Raw genomic sequence first — 22,718 nt, forward strand, 5'->3', positions numbered from 1 at the left:
CGGTGGGGAGCGGCGTACTTTACAGATCAGTTAATTAACGCGGACGTTAAATAGGGAGCTGGGGACGATGGGCAAGGTTGTCGCGGTGGAGTACGTCACGCTCGACGGTGTCTTCGAGGAGCCGTCCTGGAGCGGGCCCTACTTCAACGAGGAGCTGAGCGGCTGGCAGGCGGAGAACCTGGCGGAGGCCGACGCGCTGCTGCTGGGCCGGCGGACGTATGAGGGCTTCAAGGCCGCGTGGCCGCAGATGGAGGCGCAGACCGGCGACTTCGGCGTGCGGATGAACACGATGCCCAAGCACGTGGCCACCACCACCCTGGAGACGCCGGAGTGGAACGCGACGTTCCTGCGGGGCGAGGTCGCCGACGAGGTCGCCAAGTTGCGGGCCGGGTCCGGCACCCTGCTGATCAACGGCAGCGCGACGCTGGTGAACTACCTGACCAGGCGCAACCTGATCGACGAGTACCGCATCATGATCTTCCCGGTCGTGCAGGGTGAGGGCCGCAAGCTCTGGGACGACGGGACCAAGATCGCTCTGTCGCTGGCGAGCAGCTGGAAGACCACGACCGGCGTCGAGGTCGTCACCTACGTGCCTGCCTAGGCGGTGTTTCGCACTGCGAGACACCGCGCCTAAAGCGTGAAACGACCGACCAGCCCGGTGAGCCGCTGCGCGGTGGCGTTCAGCTCGTCGGCGGCCCGGTGCGCGGCGTCGACCGAGTCCCGGGTGCCGTCCATCGCCCCGCTGACCGAGCTGATCCCGTCCGCGATCTCCCGGCTCCCGCCCGCCGCCTCGGCGATGTTGCGGGCCATCTCGGCGGTCGTGGCGGCCTGCTCCTCGACCGCCGCGGCGATCGCCGTCTGGAAGTCGTTCACCTGCGCGATCCGGGTCGAGATGGCGTCGATCGAGCTGACCGCGCGCGCCGTGTCGGCCTCGATCGCGCCGACCCGCGCGGTGACGTCCTCGGTCGCCCGGGCGGTCTCCTGCGCCAGCTCCTTGACCTCGTTCGCGACCACGGTGAAGCCCTTGCCGGTCTCGCCGGCCCGGGCCGCCTCGATCGTCGCGTTCAGTGCCAGCAGGTTCGTCTGCTCGGCGATCGTGGCGATCAGCCGCACCACGTCGGTGATCTTCGTCGTGGACTCCCGCAGCTCGGCGACGACCCCGGCGGCCGCCGAGGTCAGGCCCACCCCGTCCCGCCCGGCCTGCGCTGCCTCCTGGGCGTTGTGCGAGATCTCGGTGATCGACGCGCCCATCTGCTCGGCGCCGGCCGCGACCGTCTGCACCACCTGCGACACGGTCGAGGCCGAGCCGGTCACCTGCCCGGCCCGGCTCGCCGCGGTCTCGGCGGCCGAGGAGAGCTCGGCGCCCGCGCCGGCCACCCGCTGGGCGGTGCCGGCCACCTCGGCCGAGGCCGTGGTCACCTCGGCCATCACCGCGCGCAGCTCGGCGGCCGCGGTGTTCAGCGCCTCGGAGGCCTGGCCGATCTCGTCGCGGCCGCGGTCGGCCACGGTCACCGTGAGGTCCCGGGCGGCGAGCCGCTTCAGCGCGCCGGTGAGCGCGGCCAGGCGACCGGCGATCCTGGACGCCTGGAGGTACGCGGCTGCCGCCCCGAGCAGCGCCAGGAGCACCGCGGCGATGACGAAGGCGGTCAGCATGGTGCTCCGGCCGGAACGGACCACGGTGGTCGCCTCGGCGGCGTCGGCGTCGTACCCGCCGACCGCGATCGCCCACTGGTACGGCTGGAAGTACGCGACCGTCGTCGTGGTGCCGGCCGCCGGCGCCCCGGAGGCACCGGGCAGCCGGTAGGTGGTCCGCCAGGTCCCGCCGCCGGTGAGCTGCGGCGCCCGGGTGACGATCTCCTCGACGTACTTGGTGCCGTTCGCGTCGGTCGCGGTCAGGTCACCGGACGCGTCCTTCAGGCTGGAGGCCACCACCCGGCCACGGTCCGTCGAGGAGGTGCTGTAGACGGTGACCCAGCCGTTCTCCCGGATCCTCGACGCGGCGATCGCCGTGGTCAGGTTCGTCAGCGCCTCGCTCTGCGGCACGCCGACGTAGAGCGCCCCGATCACCTTCCCGGCGCTGTTCTTGATCGGGTCATAGGCGGAGATGTACGGCGTGTCCACCACCTGTGCCACCCCGCGGTATCCCTTGCCCGCGCTGATCGCCGCCGCCACCGCGTTCGGTTTGCCGTCCGCCCCGACCGCCGGGATGTACGTGCCGATCGCCCGCGCCCCGGTCTTCGACTTCACCGTGGTGGCCACCCGCAGCAGGTCACCGGCCGTGTTCATGCGCTGGAAGAACGTCACCGACCCACCGACCAGATCCGCGGTGTCGTCGACGAACGGGGTGACCTTCCTGAAGTCGGCGTTCTGCCCGAGCCAGGCGCCGTCCACCGTCACCCGGGGCAGCGTGACCTGCCGCTTCGACTGGTCCACCTGGTTCGTCGCGGTCCAGGTGACGGTTGCCGGGTCCAGCTTCATGCCGCCGTGCTGGGCGAGCAGACCGTCCGCGCTGTGCATGCCCTGGTCAACCTCGCGCTGGACCTCGTTGCCGACCGACGACACCAGTGTGCTGACATCGGCGGTGGCCCGGTCCAGGTCGGCCTGGTTCGACTGGGTCACGGCGCTCTCGGTGCTGTCCGCGAACCGGCCGCTCTGCCACGCGCCGACCAGCACGAGCACCAGTGCGGTGACCAGGACACTGCCGAGACCGAGGATCATCAGCTTGTGACTGATACGTAGCCGCACGAACTCAGTCTTGCGGACAGAACGGGGGCCCGTCGCGTTTCACGACGGGCCCCCGAATGGTCAGACGATCAGCTGTCGCCGCCGGTCTCCCCGACCGGAGCCGCGTTGACGTCGTCGATCGCATACTTCTTCGCGGCCTCGCCGGGCACGTGCGCCGGGATCTTGCCGCGCAGCGCGAGCTCGCGCAGCGTGGCGACGGCCACCGACTCGCCGTCCACGTGGAAGTGGCGGCGCAGTGCGTGCCGGGTGTCGCTCATGCCGAAGCCGTCGGTGCCGAGGGACGTGTAACCGTTCGGCACCCAGCGGGCGATCAGGTCGGGCACCGCCCGCATCCAGTCGCTGACCGCCACCGACGGGCCCTCGGTGCCCTCCAGCTTCTGCTGGATGAAGGGCTTGCGAGGCTGGTCGCTCGGGTGGAGCAGGTTGTGCTCCTCCGCCTCGATCGCGTCGCGGCGCAGCTCGCCCCACGAGGTGACCGACCAGACGTCGGCGCTGACTCCCCAGTCCTGCGCCAGCAGCTCCTGCGCCTTCAGCGCCCAGCGCATGCCGGTGCCGGACGCCAGCAGCTGCGCCTTCGGGCCGCTGGTCGACGGGCCCTCGGCGTACCGGTAGATGCCCTTGAGCAGGCCCTCCACGTCCACCCCGGCGGGCTCGGCGGGCTGGATCGCCGGCTCGTTGTAGATGGTGAGGTAGTAGAAGATGTTCTCCTGCTGCTCCCCGTACATCCGGTGCAGGCCGTTCTCCATGATGTGCGCGATCTCGTACGCGAACGCCGGGTCGTACGCCACGACGGCCGGGTTCGTCGCCGCGATCAGCAGCGAGTGCCCGTCCTCGTGCTGCAGGCCCTCACCGTTGAGCGTGGTGCGGCCGGCGGTGGCCCCGAGCAGGAAGCCCCGGGTCATCTGGTCGGCCGCGGCCCACAGCTCGTCGGCGGTGCGCTGGAAGCCGAACATCGAGTAGAAGATGTACAGCGGGATCATCGGCTCGTCGTGTGTCGCGTACGACGTGCCGGCCGCGATGAAGCTCGCGGTCGAACCGGCCTCGTTGATCCCCTCGTGCAGGATCTGGCCGTTCGTCGCCTCCTTGTAGGACAGGAAGAGCTCCCGGTCCACCGAGGTGTACGTCTGGCCGTGCGGCGAGTAGATCTTCTTGGTCGGGAAGAGCGAGTCCATGCCGAACGTGCGGGCCTCGTCCGGGATGATCGGCACCCACCGGGCCCCGAACTCCTTGTCCTTCATCAGGTCCTTGAGCAGGCGGACGAAGGCCATCGTGGTGGCGACCTTCTGCTTGCCGCTGCCGCTCTTGACGCCGCTGAAGGCGGACGAGTCCGGGATGGCGAGCGACTTCGCCTTGGTGCGCCGGGACGGCACGTAACCGCCGAGGTCACGGCGACGCTCCTGCATGTACTGGTACTCGTCGGACTTCTCGCCGGGGTGGTAGTACGGCGGGAGGTACGGGTTGTCCTCGAGCTGCTTGTCGCTGATGTCGAGGTAGAGCCGGTCCCGGAAGCCCTTGAGGTCCTGCAGGGTCAGCTTCTTCATCTGGTGCGTGGCGTTGCGGGCCTCGAAGTGCGAGCCCAGCGTCCAGCCCTTGATGGTCTTGGCCAGGATCACCGTCGGCTGACCGGTGTGCTCGGTCGCCGCCTTGTAGGCCGCGTAGAGCTTGCGGTAGTCGTGACCGCCCCGCTTGAGGTTCCACACCTCGTCGTCGGTCATGTTCTCGACCAGCTTGCGGGTGCGCGGGTCACGGCCGAAGAAGTGCTCCCGCACGTACGCCCCGGACTCGCCCTTGTACGTCTGGTAGTCACCGTCAGGCGTCACGTTCATCAGGTTGACCAGCGCGCCGTCGGTGTCAGCGGCGAGCAGCGAGTCCCACTCGCGGCCCCAGACGACCTTGATCACGTTCCACCCGGCGCCGCGGAAGAACGACTCCAGCTCCTGGATGACCTTGCCGTTGCCGCGCACCGGGCCGTCGAGTCGCTGGAGGTTGCAGTTGACCACGAAGGTCAGGTTGTCCAGCTCCTCGCGGGCGGCCACGCCGATCGCGCCGAGCGACTCGACCTCGTCCATCTCGCCGTCGCCGAGGAACGCCCAGACGTGCTGCTGGCTGGTGTCCTTGATGCCGCGGTTGTGCAGGTAGCGGTTGTACCGCGCCTGATAGATCGCGTTCATCGGGCCGAGGCCCATGCTGACGGTGGGGAACTCCCAGAAGTTCGGCATCAGCCGGGGGTGCGGGTACGACGGGAGGCTGTTCGGCGCGTGCGACAGCTCCTGGCGGAAGCCGTCGAGCTGGTCGGTGGTGAGCCGGCCCTCGAGGTACGCGCGCGCGTACATGCCGGGCGAGGCGTGACCCTGGAAGAAGATCTGGTCGCCGCCGCCGGGGTGATCCTTGCCCCGGAAGAAGTGGTTCATGCCCACCTCGTAGAGGCTGGCGCTGGACGCGTACGAGGAGATGTGGCCTCCGACGCCGATCTCCGGTCGCTGCGCGCGGTGCACCAGCATGGCGGCGTTCCACCGGACATAGGCCCGGATGCGCCGCTCCACGAACTCGTCACCGGGGAACCACGGCTCCTGCTCCGGCGTGATCGTGTTGATGTAATCGGTGGACGTCAGTGGCGGAACGCCGACCTGTCGTTCCCGCGCGCGCTCCAGCAGGCGCAACATGACATACCGGGCTCGTTTTGCGCCCCGCTCGTCGATGACTCCGTCGAGGGACTCGATCCATTCGTTTGTTTCCGAAGGGTCGATGTCCGGAAGCTGGCTTGGCAGGCCATCGCTGATCACCGGGCGCTTGCGCTCCGTGGCCACAGGCAATCCTCTTGGTTGAGTGTCGGAACCGGTGCGATCCAGGTGGCGTATCGCCCGGAGGTCTCCATCCTGCCCCTTAACGGTGGGCATCGTCACGCCTAACGGTCGGCGCAGCGATACGCGACACATGTACTGATCAGTAACTTCTAAGATCTCATCCCGCGAGAAACGAGAACCGCACCTTCCGATCCGGGTTGTCGCCGTTCGGGTCCACCAGGCAGATCGACTGCCAGGTGCCCAGCGCGATCCGGCCGTCGATCACCGGCAGGCTGGCGTACGGCGGGATCCAGGCCGGCAGCACGTGATCGCGCCCGTGCCCCCGGGAGCCGTGCCGGTGCCGCCACTTGTCCTCGGCCGGCAGCAGGTCGTCGATCGCGGTCAGCAGATCGTCGTCGGAGCCCGCGCCGGTCTCGATGATGGCCAGGCCGGCTGTCGCGTGCGGCACGAAGACGTGCAGCAGGCCGTCCTTCTCGGAGGCCACGAATCGTTCGGCCTCGCGGGTGATGTCGACGACGACGGGGGAGTCCCCGGTCCGTACGGTGATCACTTCGGTGCGCATCCGGCGAGACTATGTGTAGAGGTCCAGCACCAGAAACACGGCCGCGGTGAGCACCGGCCAGGCAGCCCAGAGCGCCGGCCGGGGCATGATCATCAAGACATTGGATCACCGGTACGGGCGGTCCCGCCGGAAGATCGACACAGGTGATCGGGAGGCGGCGGGTGGCAGCCCTCGCCCCGGTCCGCGATGCTGATTTCGTGACCACCCCGCAAAGCCTCGACGAGCGGTTCCGTGACGCGGTTTCGGCCCTGCGACCCCCGGAGCGCCGGCGCGCGCCGGGCGACCCGGTCCGCGACGGCGTCACGCTGACCGGCGCCCGTGCCCTCGAACTGTTCGACGCCCAGCTCACCAGCCGTCACCTCGACCTCGCCGCGCGCTGGCTGCACAGCTTCAACGAGGGTTTCCACACGGTCGGCTCGGCCGGCCACGAGGGCAATGCCGCAGTGGCCGCGGCGCTGCGCGGCGACGATCCGGCGCTGCCGCACGACCGGGCCGCGGCGTTCTACTGCGCCCGCGCCGCGCACTCGGCCCGGGAGAACCGCGTCCAGCGGCTCGAGGAGGCCGCGCGCGACATCCTGCGCGGCGTGGTCGCGTCGGTCCGTGACCCGATCAGCGGCGGCCGCGACAAGGTCTTCGGCAATGCCGAACTCCATCTGGTCCCGGTGATCTCGACGCCGGCGGGTCATCTCCCCCGGGCAGTCGGATTGGCGTACGGGTTGAGCCGCTCGCCCGACCCGCGCTGGCCCGCCGACGCGATCGTCGCGGCCACCTTCGGCGACGACGGCGTCGACCAGCCCGGGGCGATCGCGGCCCTGCACGCCGCCGGCTGGCACGACCTGGCCGAGCAGCGGATCCCCCTGCTGCTGGTCTGCGAGGACGACGCGTCCGGCGGTGCGGCCCCGGACGGCTGGGTCGCCGCGGTGCTGCGCGGACGGCCGGGGGTGCGGTACACGTACGCGGATGGATGTGATCTGGCCGCGACCTTCGACGCCGCGGCCGAGGCGGCGGAGTACGTGCGCCGCGAACGCCGCCCCGCGGTGCTGCACCTGAGCACCGTGCGCCTGCTCGGCGACCCCGGCGATCCCGAGCCCGACCTGGAACGGGACCCGCTGGTCGGGACCGCCCGGCTGCTGATCGAGGCGGGCCTGTTCGAGCCGGACGAGGTGATCACCCGGTACGACGAGGTCGGCTGGCAGGTCCGCAAGGCCGCCGAGGAGGTGCTCGGCGAGCCGAAACTGGCCACCGTCGGCGAGATCGTCGCCTCGCTGGCGCCGCGCCGCCCGCTGCGGGTCGCGCACGCCATCACCGACGCCGCGAGCCGGGCCGCCGGGCCGGGCGCCGCGAGCCGATCCCGGATCTTCGGCGGGCGGCTGCCCGAGCAGGCCGGCCCCATGACCCTGGCGCAGACCATCAACGCGGGTCTCACCGACGCCCTCGCCACCCGCCCGCACCTGCGTATCTTCGGCCCCGGCACCACCCGGGGCGGCCGTCACGGGGTCACCGCCGGGCTGCGCGAGCGCGGCGGCGACCGGGTCTTCGACACCCTGCCGGACGCGACCAGCGTGATCGGGCTCGCGCTCGGCGCCGGGCTGGCCGGCCTGCTCCCGGTCCCCGAGCTGACCGGCCTGGCCGACCTGCACAACGGCGAGAACCAGGTGCGGGTGGAGGCGGCGACCATGTCGTTCCTGTCCTCCGGCGCCTACCGCAACCCGCTGGTGCTGCGCATCCCGGCGCTCGCCGACCCGTACGGCATCGGCGGCCCGCTCGCCAACGACAACTCCCTCGCCGTGCTCCGCGACATCCCCGGGCTCGTCGTCGCCGCGCCGGCCCGGGCACAGGACGCCGCGCCGATGCTGCGCACCTGCCTGGCCGCCGCCGAGGTCGACGGGAGCGTCTGCGTCTTCCTCGAGCCGGCCGCGCTGTATCAGACGAGGGACCTCTATCAGCAAGGTGACAACGAGTGGCTGGCGCCTTATCCGGCCCCCGAACAATGGGCCGGTCAGCACGCCCCGATCGGCCGCGCGCGCATCTACACCCTGGGCACGGCGCAGGACCTGACGATCGTCACGTACGGTGGCGGGGTGCGGATGTCCCTGCGAGTGGCGGCCCGACTGGCCGCCGACGGATACGGCACCAGGGTGGTCGATCTACGCTGGCTGAGCCCGTTGCCCGTCGCTGACCTGGTGCGCGAGTCCCTGGCGACCGGCCGGGTGCTGATCGTCGACGAGACCCGTCGCTCCGGCGGCGTCGGCGAGGGCGTGCTGGCGGCGCTGGTCGACGGCGCGTTCGTCGGCTCGGCACGCCGGGTCGCCGCGGCCGACGCACCCGTTCCGCTGGGACCGGCCGCTCAGCACGTGCTGGTGGGAGAGGATGCCATCACAGAGGGTGCCCAGGCACTGCTGGCGCGGTAAATTGCCACACACTCGGTGCGCCACTTGCGCCGGGAGCCCGGAGTGTGTGGACTACCCCCAAAGTTCCGGCGCAATTTCAAGGCTTTTCGACGGCTAGGAGGATTTGGACAGTGAGCGCGACCGCGGGTCAGGCCGACGGCGTACGCAGCCTGGCGGACCGGTTCGGCTTCGAGCCGAGCATGGTGGTCATGGAGATGGGCTACGACGACGATGTCGACGAGGAGCTCCGTGACGCCCTGACCGAACGCGTCGGTGATTTGGTCGACGAGGACACCGACGAGGTCGTCGATGCGGTGCTGTTGTGGTACCGCGACGGCGACGGTGATCTGTTCGAGCTGCTCACCGATGCACTTGGCCCCCTCGCCGACAACGGCGTGGTGTGGCTGCTGACCCCGAAAGCCGGCCGCGACGGGCACGTCGAGCCGAGCGAGATCAGCGAGTCGGCGCCGACCGCCGGCCTGCAGCAGACCTCGACGGTGAACGCCGGCAAGGACTGGACCGGGGCTCGGCTCGTCTCCCCTCGGGGCGCCAAGAAGAAGTAGCTCGCCGCCATCCCCGCCCAGGTCGGCGTCCCCCGGCGGACGCCGGCCCTTCGGCATGATCGGCCGCCGACGGGGCCATGCCGCGTTCCGGCTTGCTACCCGGGCCTCGCCGCCGGTTCCGGCTCTGCCATGACTCACGCGGCTCCGGCCGCTGGTTCCGGCTCTGCCGTCACCTACGCGGGCCGTGCCGCCGGTTCCGGCTTGCCATGACCTAGTCTTGGCCGGGTGCCGATCCAGGTGGGCGCGCCGGCGCCGGATTTCCTGCTCAAGGACCAGAACAATCAGGACGTACGTCTCAGCGACCTGCACGGGCGCAAGGCGGTCCTGCTGGTTTTCTACCCCCTCGCGTTCAGCCGCCGCTGCCACGGTGAGCTGACCGAGATCCAGGAGCACCTCACCGACTACGTCAACGACCGGGTACAGGTCCTGACCGTCAGCGTCGACTCGATCTACAGCCACAAGGTCTGGGCCGAGCAGGAAGGCTTCGACTTCCCCCTGCTCGCCGACTTCTGGCCGCACGGGGCGGTGGCGCGCGCCTACGGTGTCTTCAACGAGGAGACCGGCTTCGCGAACCGCGGCACGTTCCTGATCTCCTCCGACGGGGTGATTCGCTTCGCCGAGATGACCGGCCCGGGCGAGACCCGCGACCAGTCCGCATGGCGTTCCGCCCTAGCCACCCTCACCCCCTGACCCCTCGTCCTCACCTGCCATCTCGCTCCAGCCCTCGGCTCGCGCCCGCTGGCCGGCCCGCGCCGCTGGTCGGCCCTGCCCGCCAGCCGGTGCGTTTGTTGATCGCCCGCTGGCCGGTCCTCGTCTTCGCCCGCTGAGACCGCCGCCACGGCGCCCGCGTTCCGGCTGTGATCTGCGGCGCATTCGGGCCTGATCGGGAGCAGGGTAGGATGACGACTCCGGCTCAGCCCGGGCGCGTAGCTCAGTGGGAGAGCACCCGCCTTACAAGCGGGGGGTCGTAGGTTCGAAACCTACCGCGCCCACCGGAACATCGGCCCCGGCCCGCGTCAGCGCGAGCCGGGGCTTTTCCATGTGTGCCGGTGTCGGCGGTGCGGCCCGGGCCTTTCCGCGTCTGCCGGTGCGGCCCGGGCCTTTCCGCGTCTGCCGGTGCGGCCCGGGCCTTTCCGTGTCGGCGGTGCGGCCCGGGCTTTCCCGTGTCGGCGGTGCGGCCCGGGCCTTTCCGTAGGTGGCGGCGTCGACGGTGCGGCCGGGACTTCCGGCGCGTGTCGGCGGCGACCTCGTGGACCGGGGCGCACCGGCGCCTGCCGTGCGGGTCGCCGCAGGTCAGGTGGCCACGGGTGGGGCGGCCGGGGGTGGCCGCCATCGGCCGCCGGGCGGGATTTCGCCGAGGTGCTCCAGCCGGGCGCGGATCCCACCGGCGGTCCGGCCGAGCTCGGCCGCCAGCTCGGTCTGGCCGGCGCCCGCCCGATAGCGCTCGCGGAGCAGCTCGTCGTCGGCAGGGGCCCAGCGGGCGCCGCGGTTGGGTGCGCGGCCACGCTGGTCGGGTGGCTGCGCGGGGCCGGGGCCGCCGGGGCCGGTCATCGCGATCAGGCCGGCCAGGGTGGAGGCGAGCACCTCGGTGAGGCCGGTCAGGTCGCCCGGGGCGAGGCTGCCGCTGATCTCGCTCACCACGTGGCCGTCGCCGTCGCTGCTCACGATGCACAGGTCGAGCCGCTGATCCTCGGTGGGGAAGACGGTGACCTGGTAATCGGTGCCGCTGAGCAGGAGGCGGCGGTCGAGGGTGATCGGGGAGTCCCGGAGTGCTGTGTCGGTCATGGGGCGAACCTAGGGCCACCCTCTGACAGTTTCAGCGGCGCCGGGGCCACCGCTGGGCCGGCCCAGCGGCCCGGGCCAGCCACTCCCGATATTCTCCGGCGAAGGGCTCGGCGCCGCCGCTGAGTGCCGCGTGCAGGTCGGCGGCGGCTCCGGTGGCCGCGGCCACCACGTCGTCCGGGTAACCGAAGCGGACCCGGTGCTCGGCGAACTCGTCCTCGTCGTCGATCACCACCCGGCCACCGGCGCGCATCCGGATCACGTCGATGTCCAGGTCGATCACGGTGAGTTCGGATTCCCCGGTACGGCGGGCCGGCGTGATCACGTCACAGTAGATCTCCGACCGGCTCGGCTCGGCCGAGAACATCGCCATCCACCACGCGTCCCTGGGCACCAGCCGGACCGAGTCCGATTTTGTCCAGGAGACCCGCCGCAGGCCGTAGCTGTAGCGCACCATCGTGCCGCGCGGGGTGCCGATCCAGGTGCCGAACTCGTCCTCGCCGAGGAGCCGCCCGGTGACCCGGCGGTGCGGCCGGCCGTCGTACTTGCGCAACACCAGGTCGACCACGTCCACACCCTGACGCTAGCGCGACCCCGCACGCGGACCGGCCCCGGCCCGCGACGAGGACGCAACCGGGCGCGGCGGGTCCCGGGCTGCGACGTGGGCGCAACCGGGTGGGGCGGGGTCCCGGGCTGCGACGTGGAAGCAACGGCGACGCAACCGGGTGGAGCCGGGTCCCGGGCTGCGACGAGGACGCAACGGCGACGCAACCGGGCGCGGCTCAACTGGCCCCGCCGTTCACCGAATCAACTGTTGCTCGCGGGGAGAACCCCCGCGGTGGGCGGGTCCGGCCGGTGTCCCCTCGGCGGTTCGGGCCCGCCCCGGCGGAACAGGCACGACGGGGAGACGCGTGAGCACGGACCTCTACATCGGCGCCGACGCGGAGAAGGTCGTCGTCGCCGCACAGCCGGTGCGCACCCGGACCGGGCGCGTCCGCCACCGTCGTACCGGATCGTTGATCGAGGCCGTGCCCCGGCTGCCGTCCGGCCGCGGTCGCGAGGCGCGTCTGGCGTCGGTGAGCCGCCTCGCCCTCGGGCTTCTTCTCGCCTCGGCGGTCCTTGCCTCCATCGGCCTGACCTGGTGGCTCCCGGCGGCCGTGAGCGCCGGAGTGCTCGTCCGGTCGTGGCGCCGGCAGGCCCGCGCCGCCCAGCCCGCCGCGCTGGCCGTGCCCCGCGACCCGCAGTCCCGGGTGCTGTGGACGGAGCCGGAGCGTGACGCGTTCGCGCGAGCTCTCGCCTCGTCGCACCGGGTCCGCAAGACATGGCCGGCGCTGGGTGGCATGGTCGACCCGCGGCTCGCCGACCACTCGCTGACGCGGGCCCTGGACGAGCTGGCCACGCTGCTGGCCCGGCGTCAGGAGCTGCGCCGGGTGCGGGCCGGTCTGGAGTCGACGCACGACGCGGACATCCCGGCGGACAGCCCCGCACGGCTGGCCGCGGACACGCAGTGGGAGCGGGCGGACGAGCTGTGGCAAGAGACCGGCGCGGCGGCGAACCGGATCCTGCGGGCGGTCGACGCCGCGGCGCGGGCCGGGGAGAGCTTCATCCGGGAGCAGCAGGTGGCGGCGACCGCACGGCACGCCGAGCGGGCGCTGGCGCGGGTCGGGGGCGCCCCGATCGCGGAGAGCGGGCCGGAGCTGGCCGACCGGACCCGAGCGGTGATCACCGCGTACCGGGAACTCGGTCTCTAGGGGTTGCCGCGGATCACGCCGAGTGTCGCGTGATCCGCACGGGCAAGCCCCAAAATTTCACTCATTCGCGTCATCCGTTCAGGTGACTCGCCCTGTGCCGGGGTCCGGGATACCTTGTCGGATGACATGTGTTCCCGTGCCCACACCCGGCAACCGGCCGCCGGCAGTGACGAGGCGGCCGGCCGCGAGTGGCTGTCCGATTCAGGCGGCGTGGCTTCAGGCGGCGCGGCGCAGCGTGGAGAGCTGACGGGGCACGGCCGGTGTCCGGGCGGCCCGGCTCGCCGACCGCGCGAGCACCTCCTGCACCTTCTCCGGGTCGGGCAGGGTCCAGTCCACCTGTCCCGGCGTGATCACCCAGCGGACCGGCCCTTCGGCCATCCGGCTCGGTGGCGCCGGGATCCACGACCCCTGCGCGTGACGCACCACGTCCATGCGCAGGTCGAGCTCGGCCCGGAGTGGGCAGCCGGGCCGGACCAGGAACATCCAGCGTCCGGCCGCGGTGACCGCGACCGGCCCGGCCAGGCCCGCGTCCCGGTCCGCGGCAGGCCGGCCCAGCACGGCCGGCACCTCCAGCACGTCGAAGGCGTCGCCGGTGGTGAGCAACACGTTGTGCGGTCGATGCCGCCACCATCCGGCCAGCCGGGCGGGATCGGTGGTGGCCGCCTCGGCGAGGGAGTCGACGGCCGGGTGGCACCCGGTGATCGGGCACCCGGGGCGCCCGCAGTCGAAGCGCGCGCCGGTGAGGAAGGCGCCGGGCGCCACGGCCCAGCCGTGCCCGGCGAAGGCCTGCGCGGCCCGGCGCAGGCGGATCCGGTCGAGTCGATCGACGAACGACGGTGGGACGAACGGCTGACGGCTGCTCCACTGCATAGCCCAACTCCCCCGGAATCGAGAGGCCCGGCCGTATCCCAGCGAGACGAATGTCGTTGGGCCGGTCAGATCCACCCTTTGCAAGTTGCAAGAAAAACTACGAGCATCGGTGAGCAGGCGATCACACACGCTGTGCGATCTGTGCGCACGTGAGCGGTTCACACTGCAGGTCACCGGATGGCTCACCGGCGGAAAGGCCGCCGGATGAGTGGGGGAGGCACCGTGGACGAGCTGCCGATCGGCCGCCGCGTCGCCTACTGGCGAGGCAGGCGCAAGATGTCCCAGCAGGTCTTCGCGGACCGGCTGGGCAAGAGCAAGAGCTGGGTCGACAAGGTGGAGCGCGGGGTCCGCCGACTCGACAAGTTCTCCGTTGTGTACGACATCGCCGACGTTCTCCAGGTCGATGTCCAGCTCCTGCTGGGCAAGGAGGTGGAGCGCAAGCCGGAGACGCAGAACTGCATCGACCAGGTGGAGGTCGAGGAGATTCGCGCGGCTCTGGAGCGATATGACCAGATGAGCGCGTTCTTCCAGGCTGTGCCGCAATCGCCGCCACTCGCGGAGATGCACAAAGCGGTCAGTCACGCGTGGCTGACCTATCAGCACGCGAAGTACGGCGCGCTCGCCCGAGCCCTGCCCAAGCTGCTGCGCGACGCGCAGGCGGCGGACAGCGCGCACGCCAACGGTGACAGCGAGCAGGCCAAGCGCGCCGCGCACCTGCTCGGGCAGGTCTACCAGATCGCCTCGTCGGCGCTGCGGAAGGTGGGCGAGCACGAGCTCTCCTGGCTCGCCGCGGACCGATCGATCGCGGTCTCCCAGCGGGCCGGCGACCAGCTGCTCGCCGGGCTGGCCAGTTACCGCGTGGGCAGCGCGCTGCTGGCTCTGGGCCGGGTCCGCCCGTCGCTCGAGGTCAACGTCAACATAGCGAACCGCCTGGCGCCCGGCCCGAACCGCCCCGAGGCGGAACAGCTCTCGGTGTACGGGATGCTGCTGCTCAACGGCGCGATGTCGGCCTCCCGGATCGGGGACAGCGCCACCGTGCGCGACCTGCTCAGCGGCGCCGAGCAGGCCGCCCTCGAACTGGGTGGCGACTTCAACCACTACTGGACCTCGTTCGGGCCGACCAACGTGCAGCTGCATCGCTGTGCCACCGCGGTCGAACTGGGCGACGGCCGTACGGCGGTGGAGGTGCACGACCGCATGGAGAAGGCGGGGTTCCACGCCCTGCTGCCGGAGCGGCGCGCGCACCACTACCTGGACATCGCCCGCGGCTACACACAGATCGGCGACGTGGAGAAGGCCGGCGAGATGCTGCTGGAGGGCGACCGGCTCGCCCCCTCGGAGATCCGCTGCCGCCCGCTCGCCCACGAAGTCCTTTCCGACGTGCTGCGCCGGACGCGGGGCACGCCGCCGGCTCCTATCGCGGAGCTGGCCGAACAGATGGGAGTCGGCGTATGAGGTGGGTCTGCGCGTGATGACGGGTAACCCCTCACCCGGTGTGCTGTACATCCTCGTGTGCGGCTCACCGATGGCCCGGGATGTCGGGATCCTGGTCGACCTCGCTCAGCGGGACGGCTGGGAGGTCTGCGTGATCACGACCCCGGACGGCCGCAAGTTCGTCGACGTGGCGGCCCTTCAGGCACAGACCGGACATCTCGTCCGTACGGATTACAAGAGTCCCGGCGACCCTGACGTGCTGCCGCCCGCGGACGCGATGATCGTCGCGCCGGCCACCGTCAACACCGTCAACAAGTGGGCCGCCGGGATCACCGACACGCTGGTGCTGGGTCTGCTGGTCGAGGGCTACGGGTACGGCGTGCCCACCGCTGTCGTCCCGTACACGAATCGGGTCATGGCCCTGCACCCGGCGCTGCACGAGAGTCTCGCCAAGCTCCGGGACTGGGGCGTCCACGTCCTCTACGGCGAGGATGTGTGCCGGCTGGGCGGCCCGGGGCAGACCGACCGGTTCCGCGGGCAGTTCCCATGGCGTCGCGCGCTGCAGGCGGTGAGCAACCCGATCACGGCCGCGAGCCGAGTCGAGCCTGGGGCGGTTTCCTAGCCGTATAGAGTTTCCGCTCGTGGACCCTGCCGCTGTGCCTACCGTTCGTCAGGTGGTCGACGCGCTCGACGCGCGTTACCCGCGCAGCTGGGCGGAGTCCTGGGACCGGGTCGGCCTGGTGCTCGGCGAGTTCGAGCACGCCGTCTCCCGCATCCTCTGCGTCGTGGACTGCGTCCCGGAAACCGCCGACGAGGCTCTCGCCGTCGGCGCCGACCTGATCGTCGCCCACCACCCGCTGCTGCTCAAGCCGGTGTCCTCGCTCGCCCCGGACACGTTCAAGGGGCGCATCGCGCACCGGCTGATCCGCGCCGAGGTGGCTCTCTACACCGCGCACACGAACGCGGACGTCGCGAACCCCGGTGTCTCCGACGCGCTCGCCGCACGGCTCGGCCTGACCGGGCTGCGCCCGCTGGCGCCGGCCGAGGGTGCGGCCGCCGGCGAGGGCCGTGGCGCGGGTCGCATCGGTGAGCTCGCCGGGCCGCTCACCCTGCGCGATCTTGCCGCTTTCGTTGCTGCGAGGCTGCCCGCCACCTCCGCCGGGGTGCGCGCCGCCGGAGATCCCGGCCGCGTCATCCGTACGGTGGCGGTCTGCGGCGGTGCCGGCGACTCGTTCCTGCCCGACGCCGCCCGTGCCGGGGTCGACGCGTATCTCTGCGCCGACCTGCGTCACCACCCAGCCGGCGAGCACCTCGCCAACGACGGCCCGGCGCTGCTCGACGCCGCGCACTGGGCGACCGAGCGACCCTGGCTCGACGAGGTGGCGGCCTGGCTGCGTGCGCAGTTCCCCGTCGAGGTGGTGGTGTCCGACCTGGACACGGACCCTTGGACCGTTCATTCCGCATCCGCGCCTCAATCCGCGTCCGCGCAAAAGGAGATCCACTCGTGAAGGCCGCCCCGGAAGCCCAGCGCCGCCTGCTCGACCTGCAGGCCGTCGACACCGCGCTGGCCCAGCTCGCGCACCGCCGGAAGAATCTGCCCGAGATCGCCGAGATCGAGGCGGCGGCCCGGGAGATCTCCGCGCTGGAGGACGAGCGGGTGCGCGCCCAGGTCGCGGTCGACGACCTGGACCGGGACATCTCCCGGTTCGAGAAGGACATCGACCAGGTCCGTCAGCGCAAGGCGAAGGACCAGCAGCAGCTGGACGCGGGTGGTTCGCTGAAGCAGGTCGAGGGTCTGCAGCACGAGCTGGCCACGCTCAACCGCCGCCAGTCCGAGCTGGAGGACGCCGAGCTCGAGCTGATGGAGCAGCGGGAGAGCGCGTCCGCGGCCCTGGCCGACGTGCAGAGCCGGATCAGCGCGGCGGTCGAGCGACGCGCCGACGCCGAGCGCCGCCGTGACGAGACGTCCGCGGAGTTGATCAAGGAGCAGGAGTTCAAGTCGCAGTCGCGCGGCCCGCTCGCCGCGGATCTGCCGGCCGACCTGGTCACCCTGTACGACAAGATCCGCACCGACTCCGGCATGGGTGCCGCGCTGGTCTACGCCGGTCGCTGCGGAGCGTGCCGGATCGAGCTGTACGGCGCCGACCTCAACCGCGTGAAGGCCGCCCCCGCCGACGAGGTGGTGCGCTGCGAGGAGTGCCGGCGGATCATGGTCCGTACGTCGGAGTCGGGTCTATGACCGGTGACCTGCGGGTCGTCGTCGAGGCGGACGGCGGCTCGCGGGGCAACCCCGGCCCGGCGGGGTACGGCGCGGTGGTGCTGAACACCGACGGCGAGGTCCTGCTGGAGCGCTACGCCGCCCTGGGCACGACCACGAACAACGTCGCGGAGTACTCCGGGCTGATCGCCGGCCTGCGCGCCGCCGCCGAGCTGAACGCCACCCGCGTCGACGTCCGGATGGACTCCAAGCTGGTCGTCGAGCAGATGTCCGGCCGCTGGCAGATCAAGAACCCGGGCCTGCGCCCGCTCGCGGCCGAGGCGGCCGGCCTGGTCGCGAAGTTCCGGGCGGTCACCTTCGACTGGATCCCGCGGGAACGCAACACCGCCGCCGACGCCCTGGCGAACCGGGCCATGGACGAGGCCGCCGGCAAGATCCCGAGGGACGCTGCGCCGCCGGAGACCGCGGTGGCCACGCCGCGCTCCTGGGCGCCGCCGTCGCTGGAGAACGCGACCCGGCTGATCCTGGTCCGGCACGGCGCGACCGCGATGACCGCGCAGGGCCGTTACTCGGGCCGCGGCGACGTGCCGCTCACCGACGAGGGGGAGGCCCAGGCGATGGCGGCGGCCGGTCGCGTGGCCGGGCTGTCCCGCGACGTGGGCGCGGTGCTGACCTCGCCGCTGGGCCGCTGCGTGCGGACCGCCGAGCTGATCGCCGCCGAGGTCGGCGGCGTGCCGGTGACGGTCATGGACGACCTGATCGAGTGCGACTTCGGGCTCTGGGAGGGCAAGACCTTCGCCGAGGTGCAGGAGGGCTGGCCCCGCGAGATGACGGCGTGGCTGGAGTCGACCGCCGTGGCGCCTCCGCAGGGCGAGTCGTTCCAGGCGGTCGGCAAGCGGGTGCGCGGGGCGATGGCGAAGATCGTGTCGGCGTACCCGGGTCAGGTTGTCGTCGTCGTCTCGCACGTCTCGCCGATCAAACTGATCCTTCGCGACGCGCTCGCGGCCGGGGACGCGTTCCTGCACCGGCTCTTCCTGGACGCGGCGGGCGTCTCCACCATGGACATCTGGCCGGACGGGAACATCGCGGTCCGGTCCGTGAACGAGACTGCCCATCTTCGATAGAAGCATTGACCCCCCTGGTGCGGGACGTTTAGTTTCCTCGATCAGGAAACGTTCTTAACCGTTTCGCCCTTGGGGGGCTCATGAAGGGTTTCACCAGTGGTCTGGTCGCGGCTGCCGCGGCCGTGACGGCCGTCGTGGCGGGCGCGCCCGCACCCGCGTCCGCATCCACGTCCAGCGGTTTCGTCAAAGTCGGATACTTCACGCAGTGGGGCATCTACGGCCGCGACTTCCAGCTGGCCAAGGTGCAGAAGTCCGGCGCCGCCGCCCGGCTCACCCACCTCAACTACGCGTTCGGCCCGGTCACCGCGGACGGCGTCTGCGCCTCCGCCGACCCGTGGGCCGACTGGCAGACCCCGTTCACCGACGCGAACAGCGTCGACGGCGTCGGTGACGCCGCCGGTCAGCCGATCGCCGGCAACCTCAACCAGCTCGCCGAACTCAAGAAGAAGAACCCGAAGCTGCGGGTGCTGATCTCCCTCGGCGGCTGGAGCGGCTCGGCGTACTTCTCGGACGCGGCCCGGACCGACGAGACCCGCAAGCGACTCGTCTCGTCCTGCGTGGACCTGTGGCTCAAGGGCAACCTGCCCGGCCTCACCGCGGGCGTGGCCGCCGGCATCTTCGACGGCGTCGACCTGGACTGGGAGTGGCCCGGCTCGGAGGGCAACGCCGGCAACGTGATCCGCCCCGAGGACAAGCAGAACTTCACTCTGCTCGCCGCCGAGTTCCGCGCCCAGCTCGACCGGCTCGGCCGGGCCGACCGCCGGCACTACGACCTGACCGCGTTCCTCCCGGCCGCCCCGGCGAAGATCGCCGCGGGCTTCGAAGTCGCCAAGATCTTCAAGTATCTCGACTTCGGCACCCTCCAGGGCTACGACTACCACGGCACCTGGGAAGCCCGGACCAACCAGCAGTCGGCCCTGCGCGTCCCGGCCGGCGCCCCGGACAACCCCGACTTCTCCGTCGAGAACACGGTCGAGGCCTGGCTCGCCGGCGGCGCCCCGCGCCGGAAACTCGTCCTCGGCGTGCCGTACTACGGCCAGGGCTGGACCGGCGTCACCGGCACCGGCAACGGCCTCTTCCAGCCCGCCACCGGCCCGGCGCCCGGCGTCTTCGCACCCGGCACCGAGGACTGGAAAACGCTCAAGGCCCTTCCGGCGCAGGGCTACACCGTGCACCGGGACCTGCGGAACGGTCACGCCTGGCTCTTCGACGGCACCACCTTCTGGACGTACGACGATCCGGCCGTCCTGCTGCAGAAGACGCTCTACATCCGCACGCGCGGCCTGGGCGGCGCCATGATGTGGTCCCTCGACGGCGACGACGAGAACGCCACTCTCACCCGCACGATCGCCCTCGGCCTCCGCTGATCCGTGCCGCCGCCCGGCCCCTCAGGTGGGTGCCGGGCGGCGTTACGGCGAGCAGCCGCCGGTCATGCCCGAACTCCGCTGGTGGCTTCCCGCCCGAACCGCAGGATCCGGCGTACGGGGCGCTCGTCCGCCGCCCCGCCCGCCTGGCCTCGATCAGGCCTGAGCCGTTCGGCGCACGGCCCGGCCCGCTCGGCGCATGTTGATCGCCTTTGGACCGGCTGCCTCGTTAGCGTGACGGAAACCGTACACGCTGTTGAGGGAGGCGGATCATGGCGGAGCCGGAATCCCCACCACGTACCGATAGCAGTCCCTGGAACTGGTTGCTGCTGGTGCCGATCGTGGTGCCGCTGCTGACGTTTCTGTACAACTATGACGAGCCGCGACTCGGCGGCTTCCCGCTCTTCTACTGGCTGCAGTTCGCCTTCATCCTGCTCGGCGTCGGCACCACCTCGCTGGTTTACCAGATGACCAAGAAGCGGGGCCGGCCATGAGCTCGCACATCACTGAGATCGTCGTCTTCTCGGTTCTGTTCCTGCTGGTCAGCGGGATGGGTTTCGTGGCGGCGCGGTGGCGGGCGCCGCAGGACATGGCGCATCTGGACGAGTGGGGGCTGGGTGGGCGCAGCTTCGGCGGCTGGATCACCTGGTTCCTCGTCGGCGGTGACCTGTACACGGCGTACACGTTCGTCGCCGTTCCCGCGCTGATCTTCGGCGCCGGTGCGGCCGGGTTCTTCGCCGTGCCGTACACCGTCGTGATCTATCCGCTCTTCTTCCTGGTCCTGATCCGGCTCTGGTCGGTGTCGCACCGGCACGGTTTCGTCACGCCGGCCGACTTCGTGCGGACGCGGTACGACTCCCCGACGCTCGCCCTGCTGATCGCGATCACCGGCATCGTGGCGACCATGCCGTACATCGCCCTGCAACTCGTCGGGATCGAGTCGGTGCTCAAGACGATGGGCGTGACCGGGGACAGCGCGATCGCCCGGCATCTGCCGATCATCATCGCGTTCGCGATCCTGGCGGCATACACCTATCAGTCCGGGCTGCGGGCGCCGGCGCTGATCGCGTTCGTCAAGGACACCCTGATCTACATCGTGATCGCGGTGGCGGTGCTCTACCTGCCGTACAAACTCGGGGGATGGGGTGCGATCTTCGACGCCGCGGACAAGAAGTTCCAGGCGTCGGCCGCGCCCGGTGACGGGATCCTGCTGAACGCCAACAACCAGGTGCAGTACTTCACACTGGCACTCGGCTCGGCGCTGGCGCTCTTCCTCTACCCGCACAGCATCACCGGGGTGCTGGCCAGTAAGAACCGCAACGTGATCAAGCGGAACATGTCGGCGCTGCCGGCGTACAGCTTCCTGCTCGGCCTGATCGCGCTGCTCGGCTACATGGCGATCGCGGCCGGGGTGAAGCCGCTGCCCGGCGCGAAGGCCGGCAGCGTGGACAGCAACACGGTCGTGCCGCTGCTCTTCGACCTGCACTTCCCGGCCTGGTTCGCCGGGGTGGCGTTCGCCGCGATCGGGATCGGCGCGCTGGTGCCGGCCGCGATCATGTCGATCGCCGCGGCGAACCTCTTCACCCGCAACATCTACAAGGAGTACTTCAAGCGGGACGCCACCCCCGCGCAGGAGGCGAGCGTCGCCAAGATCACCTCGTTGGTCGTCAAGGTCGGCGCGGTGGCGTTCATCGTCTTCCTGGACCCGCAGTTCTCGATCGACCTGCAGCTCATCGGCGGTGTGATCATCCTGCAGACCGCGCCGTCGGTGATCCTCGGCCTCTACGGCCGGTGGCTGCACCGCGGGGCGCTGATCGCCGGCTGGGCGGCCGGCATGATCCTGGCGTTCTGGATGCTCTGGCAGATCCCGAACGCCGCCACCGGTCGCCGGCACTTCGGCGGCTCGGCGTTCGCGCTCTCCGAGTTCGGGCTCGACACCAAGAAGACGATCTACGTCGGGTTCGTGGCGGTGCTGGTCAACCTGATCGTCGCGGTGCTGGCAACGTTCTGGCTGCGGGTGATGAAGGTCGCCCCGGGCGCGGACGGGACGGCGCCGAGCGACTACTTCGCCGACGAGGGCGACCCGAGGATCGAGCGGGAGACGAGCACCACGGTCGGGACGGTCTCCTCGACCTGACCGATTTCCACCACGATTCTCCCGTACGGCGATGAGCACGCCCGCCTCGAGTCCGGCGGGCGTGCTCATCGCGTACGCCGATCGGAGTTTGCTTTTGATTGCGGACCTTGCGGTCCGTTGCGAACCTTGCCCCCGTCTGCCCCTTCTTCGGTAGCGTCTGCCCTGTTCTCCGAGGGTTCCTCGCATCTGACATCGCTGGGGAGGTCCGCGTGCCGGCGCAGATGACGCTGACGCAACAGTTCGCCGCCGAGTACGCCAAGGGCGCTGTCCCGGGCATGCTGAAGGCGATCCGGACCATCAAACGCGCCAACAACGGCATCCTCGCCGGCGCGCTCGCCGCCAGTTATCTGCACCAGGGGCACTACCTGGTGAGCCTCGGCGCCGGGCTCTTCGCGTGGATCGTCCCGGCCGTTTTCGATCTGGCCATGCTCTCCATGCTGACGATCAGCCAGACCGCGGGCATGGCCCAGGACGCGCGCAAGGCCGCCCTCAAAGTCCTCGTCGTGGTCGTCACCATCTCCGCGGCGGTCAACTTCGCGGCGCCCGGCCCGCTCGGCTTGCGGATCATCTTCTCCCTGGTGGTGGGCTTGGTCGCCGGCGTCGAATGGGTCGCCGCCAAGATCCGCCCGGACTTCGCCGCGATCGAGGCCCGCGAGGTGGAGGCGACCGCCGAGATCCGCCCGGCGCGGCGCCTCGATCCCGAGGTCGCCCGCCAGCGAGCGGCGAAGGCAGCCCTCACCCGGCGCGCCAATCAAGCGGCGAAGTCGGCCGAGGAGGCCGCCCGGTCGCGAGGGGCCAAGGCCGCCGAACGGGCCCGCGTGCGCGCCGCGAAGGATGTGCTGGAGCAGGCTGAGCTGGAGGGCTTCTTCACCCAGCAGCAGGGCTATCCCGAGGTGACCCAGCAGGTCCGGGTCCGGCAGTGACCCGCGGCGCGCGGGCGCACTCCGCGTGACGTGTCGCTCGCGGTTTGACAC

The 22,718-nt window shown here is 71.0% G+C and carries 20 protein-coding genes and 1 tRNA gene; 15 read left to right on the forward strand and 6 right to left on the reverse strand.

Going from position 1 to position 22,718, the window contains the following annotated elements; genetic code table 11:
- Positions 1-67 precede the first annotated feature (67 nt).
- Positions 68-601, forward strand: a complete 534-nt coding sequence (locus Acy02nite_RS04760) for a dihydrofolate reductase family protein (protein WP_203738553.1) — start codon at positions 68-70, stop codon at positions 599-601.
- A 29-nt stretch (positions 602-630) separates the two neighbouring features.
- Here the strand turns inward: Acy02nite_RS04760 and Acy02nite_RS04765 are convergent, their stop codons facing one another.
- The 3 genes from Acy02nite_RS04765 to Acy02nite_RS04775 form a co-directional block, all read right to left on the reverse strand.
- On the reverse strand, positions 631-2,745 hold the full coding sequence (locus Acy02nite_RS04765) for a methyl-accepting chemotaxis protein (protein WP_203738554.1): 2,115 nt from the start codon (positions 2,743-2,745) through the stop codon (positions 631-633).
- A 68-nt stretch (positions 2,746-2,813) separates the two neighbouring features.
- Positions 2,814-5,552, reverse strand: coding sequence for a pyruvate dehydrogenase (acetyl-transferring), homodimeric type (aceE, locus tag Acy02nite_RS04770; protein ID WP_203738555.1), 2,739 nt, complete (start codon positions 5,550-5,552; stop codon positions 2,814-2,816).
- A 154-nt stretch (positions 5,553-5,706) separates the two neighbouring features.
- A complete protein-coding gene (locus Acy02nite_RS04775) occupies positions 5,707-6,111 on the reverse strand; it encodes a YjbQ family protein (RefSeq protein ID WP_203738556.1) in 405 nt (134 codons plus the stop codon).
- A 197-nt stretch (positions 6,112-6,308) separates the two neighbouring features.
- Here Acy02nite_RS04775 and Acy02nite_RS04780 point away from each other — a divergent pair, with 197 nt between their 5' ends.
- The 4 genes from Acy02nite_RS04780 (at position 6,309) to Acy02nite_RS04795 (ending at position 10,056) form a co-directional block, all read left to right on the forward strand.
- A complete protein-coding gene (locus tag Acy02nite_RS04780) occupies positions 6,309-8,522 on the forward strand; it encodes a transketolase C-terminal domain-containing protein (RefSeq protein WP_425548149.1) in 2,214 nt (737 codons plus the stop codon).
- Positions 8,523-8,632: 110 nt separating this feature from the next.
- Positions 8,633-9,064 carry a DUF3052 domain-containing protein gene (locus Acy02nite_RS04785; protein ID WP_203738558.1) on the forward strand — a complete coding sequence of 144 codons (432 nt, stop codon included), beginning with the start codon at positions 8,633-8,635 and terminating at the stop codon, positions 9,062-9,064.
- Between the two features lie 225 nt (positions 9,065-9,289).
- Complete coding sequence (locus Acy02nite_RS04790; protein ID WP_203738559.1) at positions 9,290-9,754, forward strand: peroxiredoxin; 465 nt, start codon at positions 9,290-9,292, stop codon at positions 9,752-9,754.
- 230 nt (positions 9,755-9,984) lie between these two features.
- A tRNA-Val gene (locus Acy02nite_RS04795) sits at positions 9,985-10,056 on the forward strand.
- A gap of 301 nt (positions 10,057-10,357) precedes the next feature.
- On the opposite strand, the gene Acy02nite_RS04800 is transcribed toward Acy02nite_RS04795, so the two are convergent.
- Positions 10,358-10,849, reverse strand: coding sequence for a hypothetical protein (locus Acy02nite_RS04800; protein ID WP_203738560.1), 492 nt, complete (start codon positions 10,847-10,849; stop codon positions 10,358-10,360).
- Positions 10,850-10,880: 31 nt separating this feature from the next.
- Entirely contained in the window at positions 10,881-11,420 is a 540-nt protein-coding gene (locus tag Acy02nite_RS04805) for a ribonuclease FAU-1 family protein (RefSeq protein WP_203738561.1), read from the reverse strand.
- A 337-nt stretch (positions 11,421-11,757) separates the two neighbouring features.
- Here Acy02nite_RS04805 and Acy02nite_RS04810 point away from each other — a divergent pair, with 337 nt between their 5' ends.
- Complete coding sequence (locus Acy02nite_RS04810) at positions 11,758-12,597, forward strand: hypothetical protein (protein WP_203738562.1); 840 nt, start codon at positions 11,758-11,760, stop codon at positions 12,595-12,597.
- A gap of 216 nt (positions 12,598-12,813) precedes the next feature.
- On the opposite strand, the gene Acy02nite_RS04815 is transcribed toward Acy02nite_RS04810, so the two are convergent.
- Positions 12,814-13,467, reverse strand: a complete 654-nt coding sequence (locus Acy02nite_RS04815) for a bifunctional DNA primase/polymerase (RefSeq protein WP_203738563.1) — start codon at positions 13,465-13,467, stop codon at positions 12,814-12,816.
- A 222-nt stretch (positions 13,468-13,689) separates the two neighbouring features.
- Here Acy02nite_RS04815 and Acy02nite_RS04820 point away from each other — a divergent pair, with 222 nt between their 5' ends.
- The 9 genes from Acy02nite_RS04820 (at position 13,690) to Acy02nite_RS04860 (ending at position 22,667) form a co-directional block, all read left to right on the forward strand.
- A complete protein-coding gene (locus Acy02nite_RS04820; RefSeq protein WP_203738564.1) occupies positions 13,690-14,922 on the forward strand; it encodes a helix-turn-helix domain-containing protein in 1,233 nt (410 codons plus the stop codon).
- 16 nt (positions 14,923-14,938) lie between these two features.
- Positions 14,939-15,523: a flavoprotein gene (locus Acy02nite_RS04825; protein WP_203738847.1), complete on the forward strand. Its 585-nt coding sequence runs from the start codon at positions 14,939-14,941 to the stop codon at positions 15,521-15,523.
- A gap of 34 nt (positions 15,524-15,557) precedes the next feature.
- Positions 15,558-16,409, forward strand: a complete 852-nt coding sequence (locus tag Acy02nite_RS04830; protein WP_239174232.1) for a Nif3-like dinuclear metal center hexameric protein — start codon at positions 15,558-15,560, stop codon at positions 16,407-16,409.
- Complete coding sequence (locus tag Acy02nite_RS04835; RefSeq protein ID WP_203738566.1) at positions 16,406-17,140, forward strand: zinc ribbon domain-containing protein; 735 nt, start codon at positions 16,406-16,408, stop codon at positions 17,138-17,140. The genes Acy02nite_RS04830 and Acy02nite_RS04835 overlap by 4 nt, the downstream gene beginning before the upstream one ends.
- Entirely contained in the window at positions 17,137-18,243 is a 1,107-nt protein-coding gene (locus Acy02nite_RS04840) for a bifunctional RNase H/acid phosphatase (protein ID WP_203738567.1), read from the forward strand. The genes Acy02nite_RS04835 and Acy02nite_RS04840 overlap by 4 nt, the downstream gene beginning before the upstream one ends.
- Positions 18,244-18,323: 80 nt before the next feature.
- Entirely contained in the window at positions 18,324-19,610 is a 1,287-nt protein-coding gene (locus tag Acy02nite_RS04845) for a glycoside hydrolase family 18 protein (RefSeq protein ID WP_203738568.1), read from the forward strand.
- A gap of 269 nt (positions 19,611-19,879) precedes the next feature.
- Positions 19,880-20,101, forward strand: coding sequence for a DUF3311 domain-containing protein (locus tag Acy02nite_RS04850; RefSeq protein WP_203738569.1), 222 nt, complete (start codon positions 19,880-19,882; stop codon positions 20,099-20,101).
- The gene (gene mctP, locus Acy02nite_RS04855) at positions 20,098-21,744 is read left to right on the forward strand and encodes a monocarboxylate uptake permease MctP (RefSeq protein WP_203738570.1); all 1,647 of its coding nucleotides are present in this window, start codon (positions 20,098-20,100) and stop codon (positions 21,742-21,744) included. The genes Acy02nite_RS04850 and mctP overlap by 4 nt, the downstream gene beginning before the upstream one ends.
- A gap of 209 nt (positions 21,745-21,953) precedes the next feature.
- A complete protein-coding gene (locus Acy02nite_RS04860) occupies positions 21,954-22,667 on the forward strand; it encodes a hypothetical protein (RefSeq protein WP_239174234.1) in 714 nt (237 codons plus the stop codon).
- Positions 22,668-22,718 lie beyond the last annotated feature (51 nt).

Origin of the sequence: Actinoplanes cyaneus, assembly GCF_016862095.1 — a bacterium.
Lineage (GTDB): Bacteria > Actinomycetota > Actinomycetes > Mycobacteriales > Micromonosporaceae > Actinoplanes > Actinoplanes cyaneus.

Coding starts and splice junctions, on each gene's coding strand:
- Acy02nite_RS04800 (WP_203738560.1), bottom strand. CDS start 10,849: ATGACCGACACAGCACTCCGGGACTCCCCGATCACCCTCGACCGCCGC.
- mctP (WP_203738570.1), top strand. CDS start 20,098: ATGAGCTCGCACATCACTGAGATCGTCGTCTTCTCGGTTCTGTTCCTG.
- Acy02nite_RS04850 (WP_203738569.1), top strand. CDS start 19,880: ATGGCGGAGCCGGAATCCCCACCACGTACCGATAGCAGTCCCTGGAAC.
- Acy02nite_RS04845 (WP_203738568.1), top strand. CDS start 18,324: ATGAAGGGTTTCACCAGTGGTCTGGTCGCGGCTGCCGCGGCCGTGACG.
- Acy02nite_RS04840 (WP_203738567.1), top strand. CDS start 17,137: ATGACCGGTGACCTGCGGGTCGTCGTCGAGGCGGACGGCGGCTCGCGG.
- Acy02nite_RS04815 (WP_203738563.1), bottom strand. CDS start 13,467: ATGCAGTGGAGCAGCCGTCAGCCGTTCGTCCCACCGTCGTTCGTCGAT.
- Acy02nite_RS04760 (WP_203738553.1), top strand. CDS start 68: ATGGGCAAGGTTGTCGCGGTGGAGTACGTCACGCTCGACGGTGTCTTC.
- Acy02nite_RS04775 (WP_203738556.1), bottom strand. CDS start 6,111: ATGCGCACCGAAGTGATCACCGTACGGACCGGGGACTCCCCCGTCGTC.
- Acy02nite_RS04825 (WP_203738847.1), top strand. CDS start 14,939: ATGACGGGTAACCCCTCACCCGGTGTGCTGTACATCCTCGTGTGCGGC.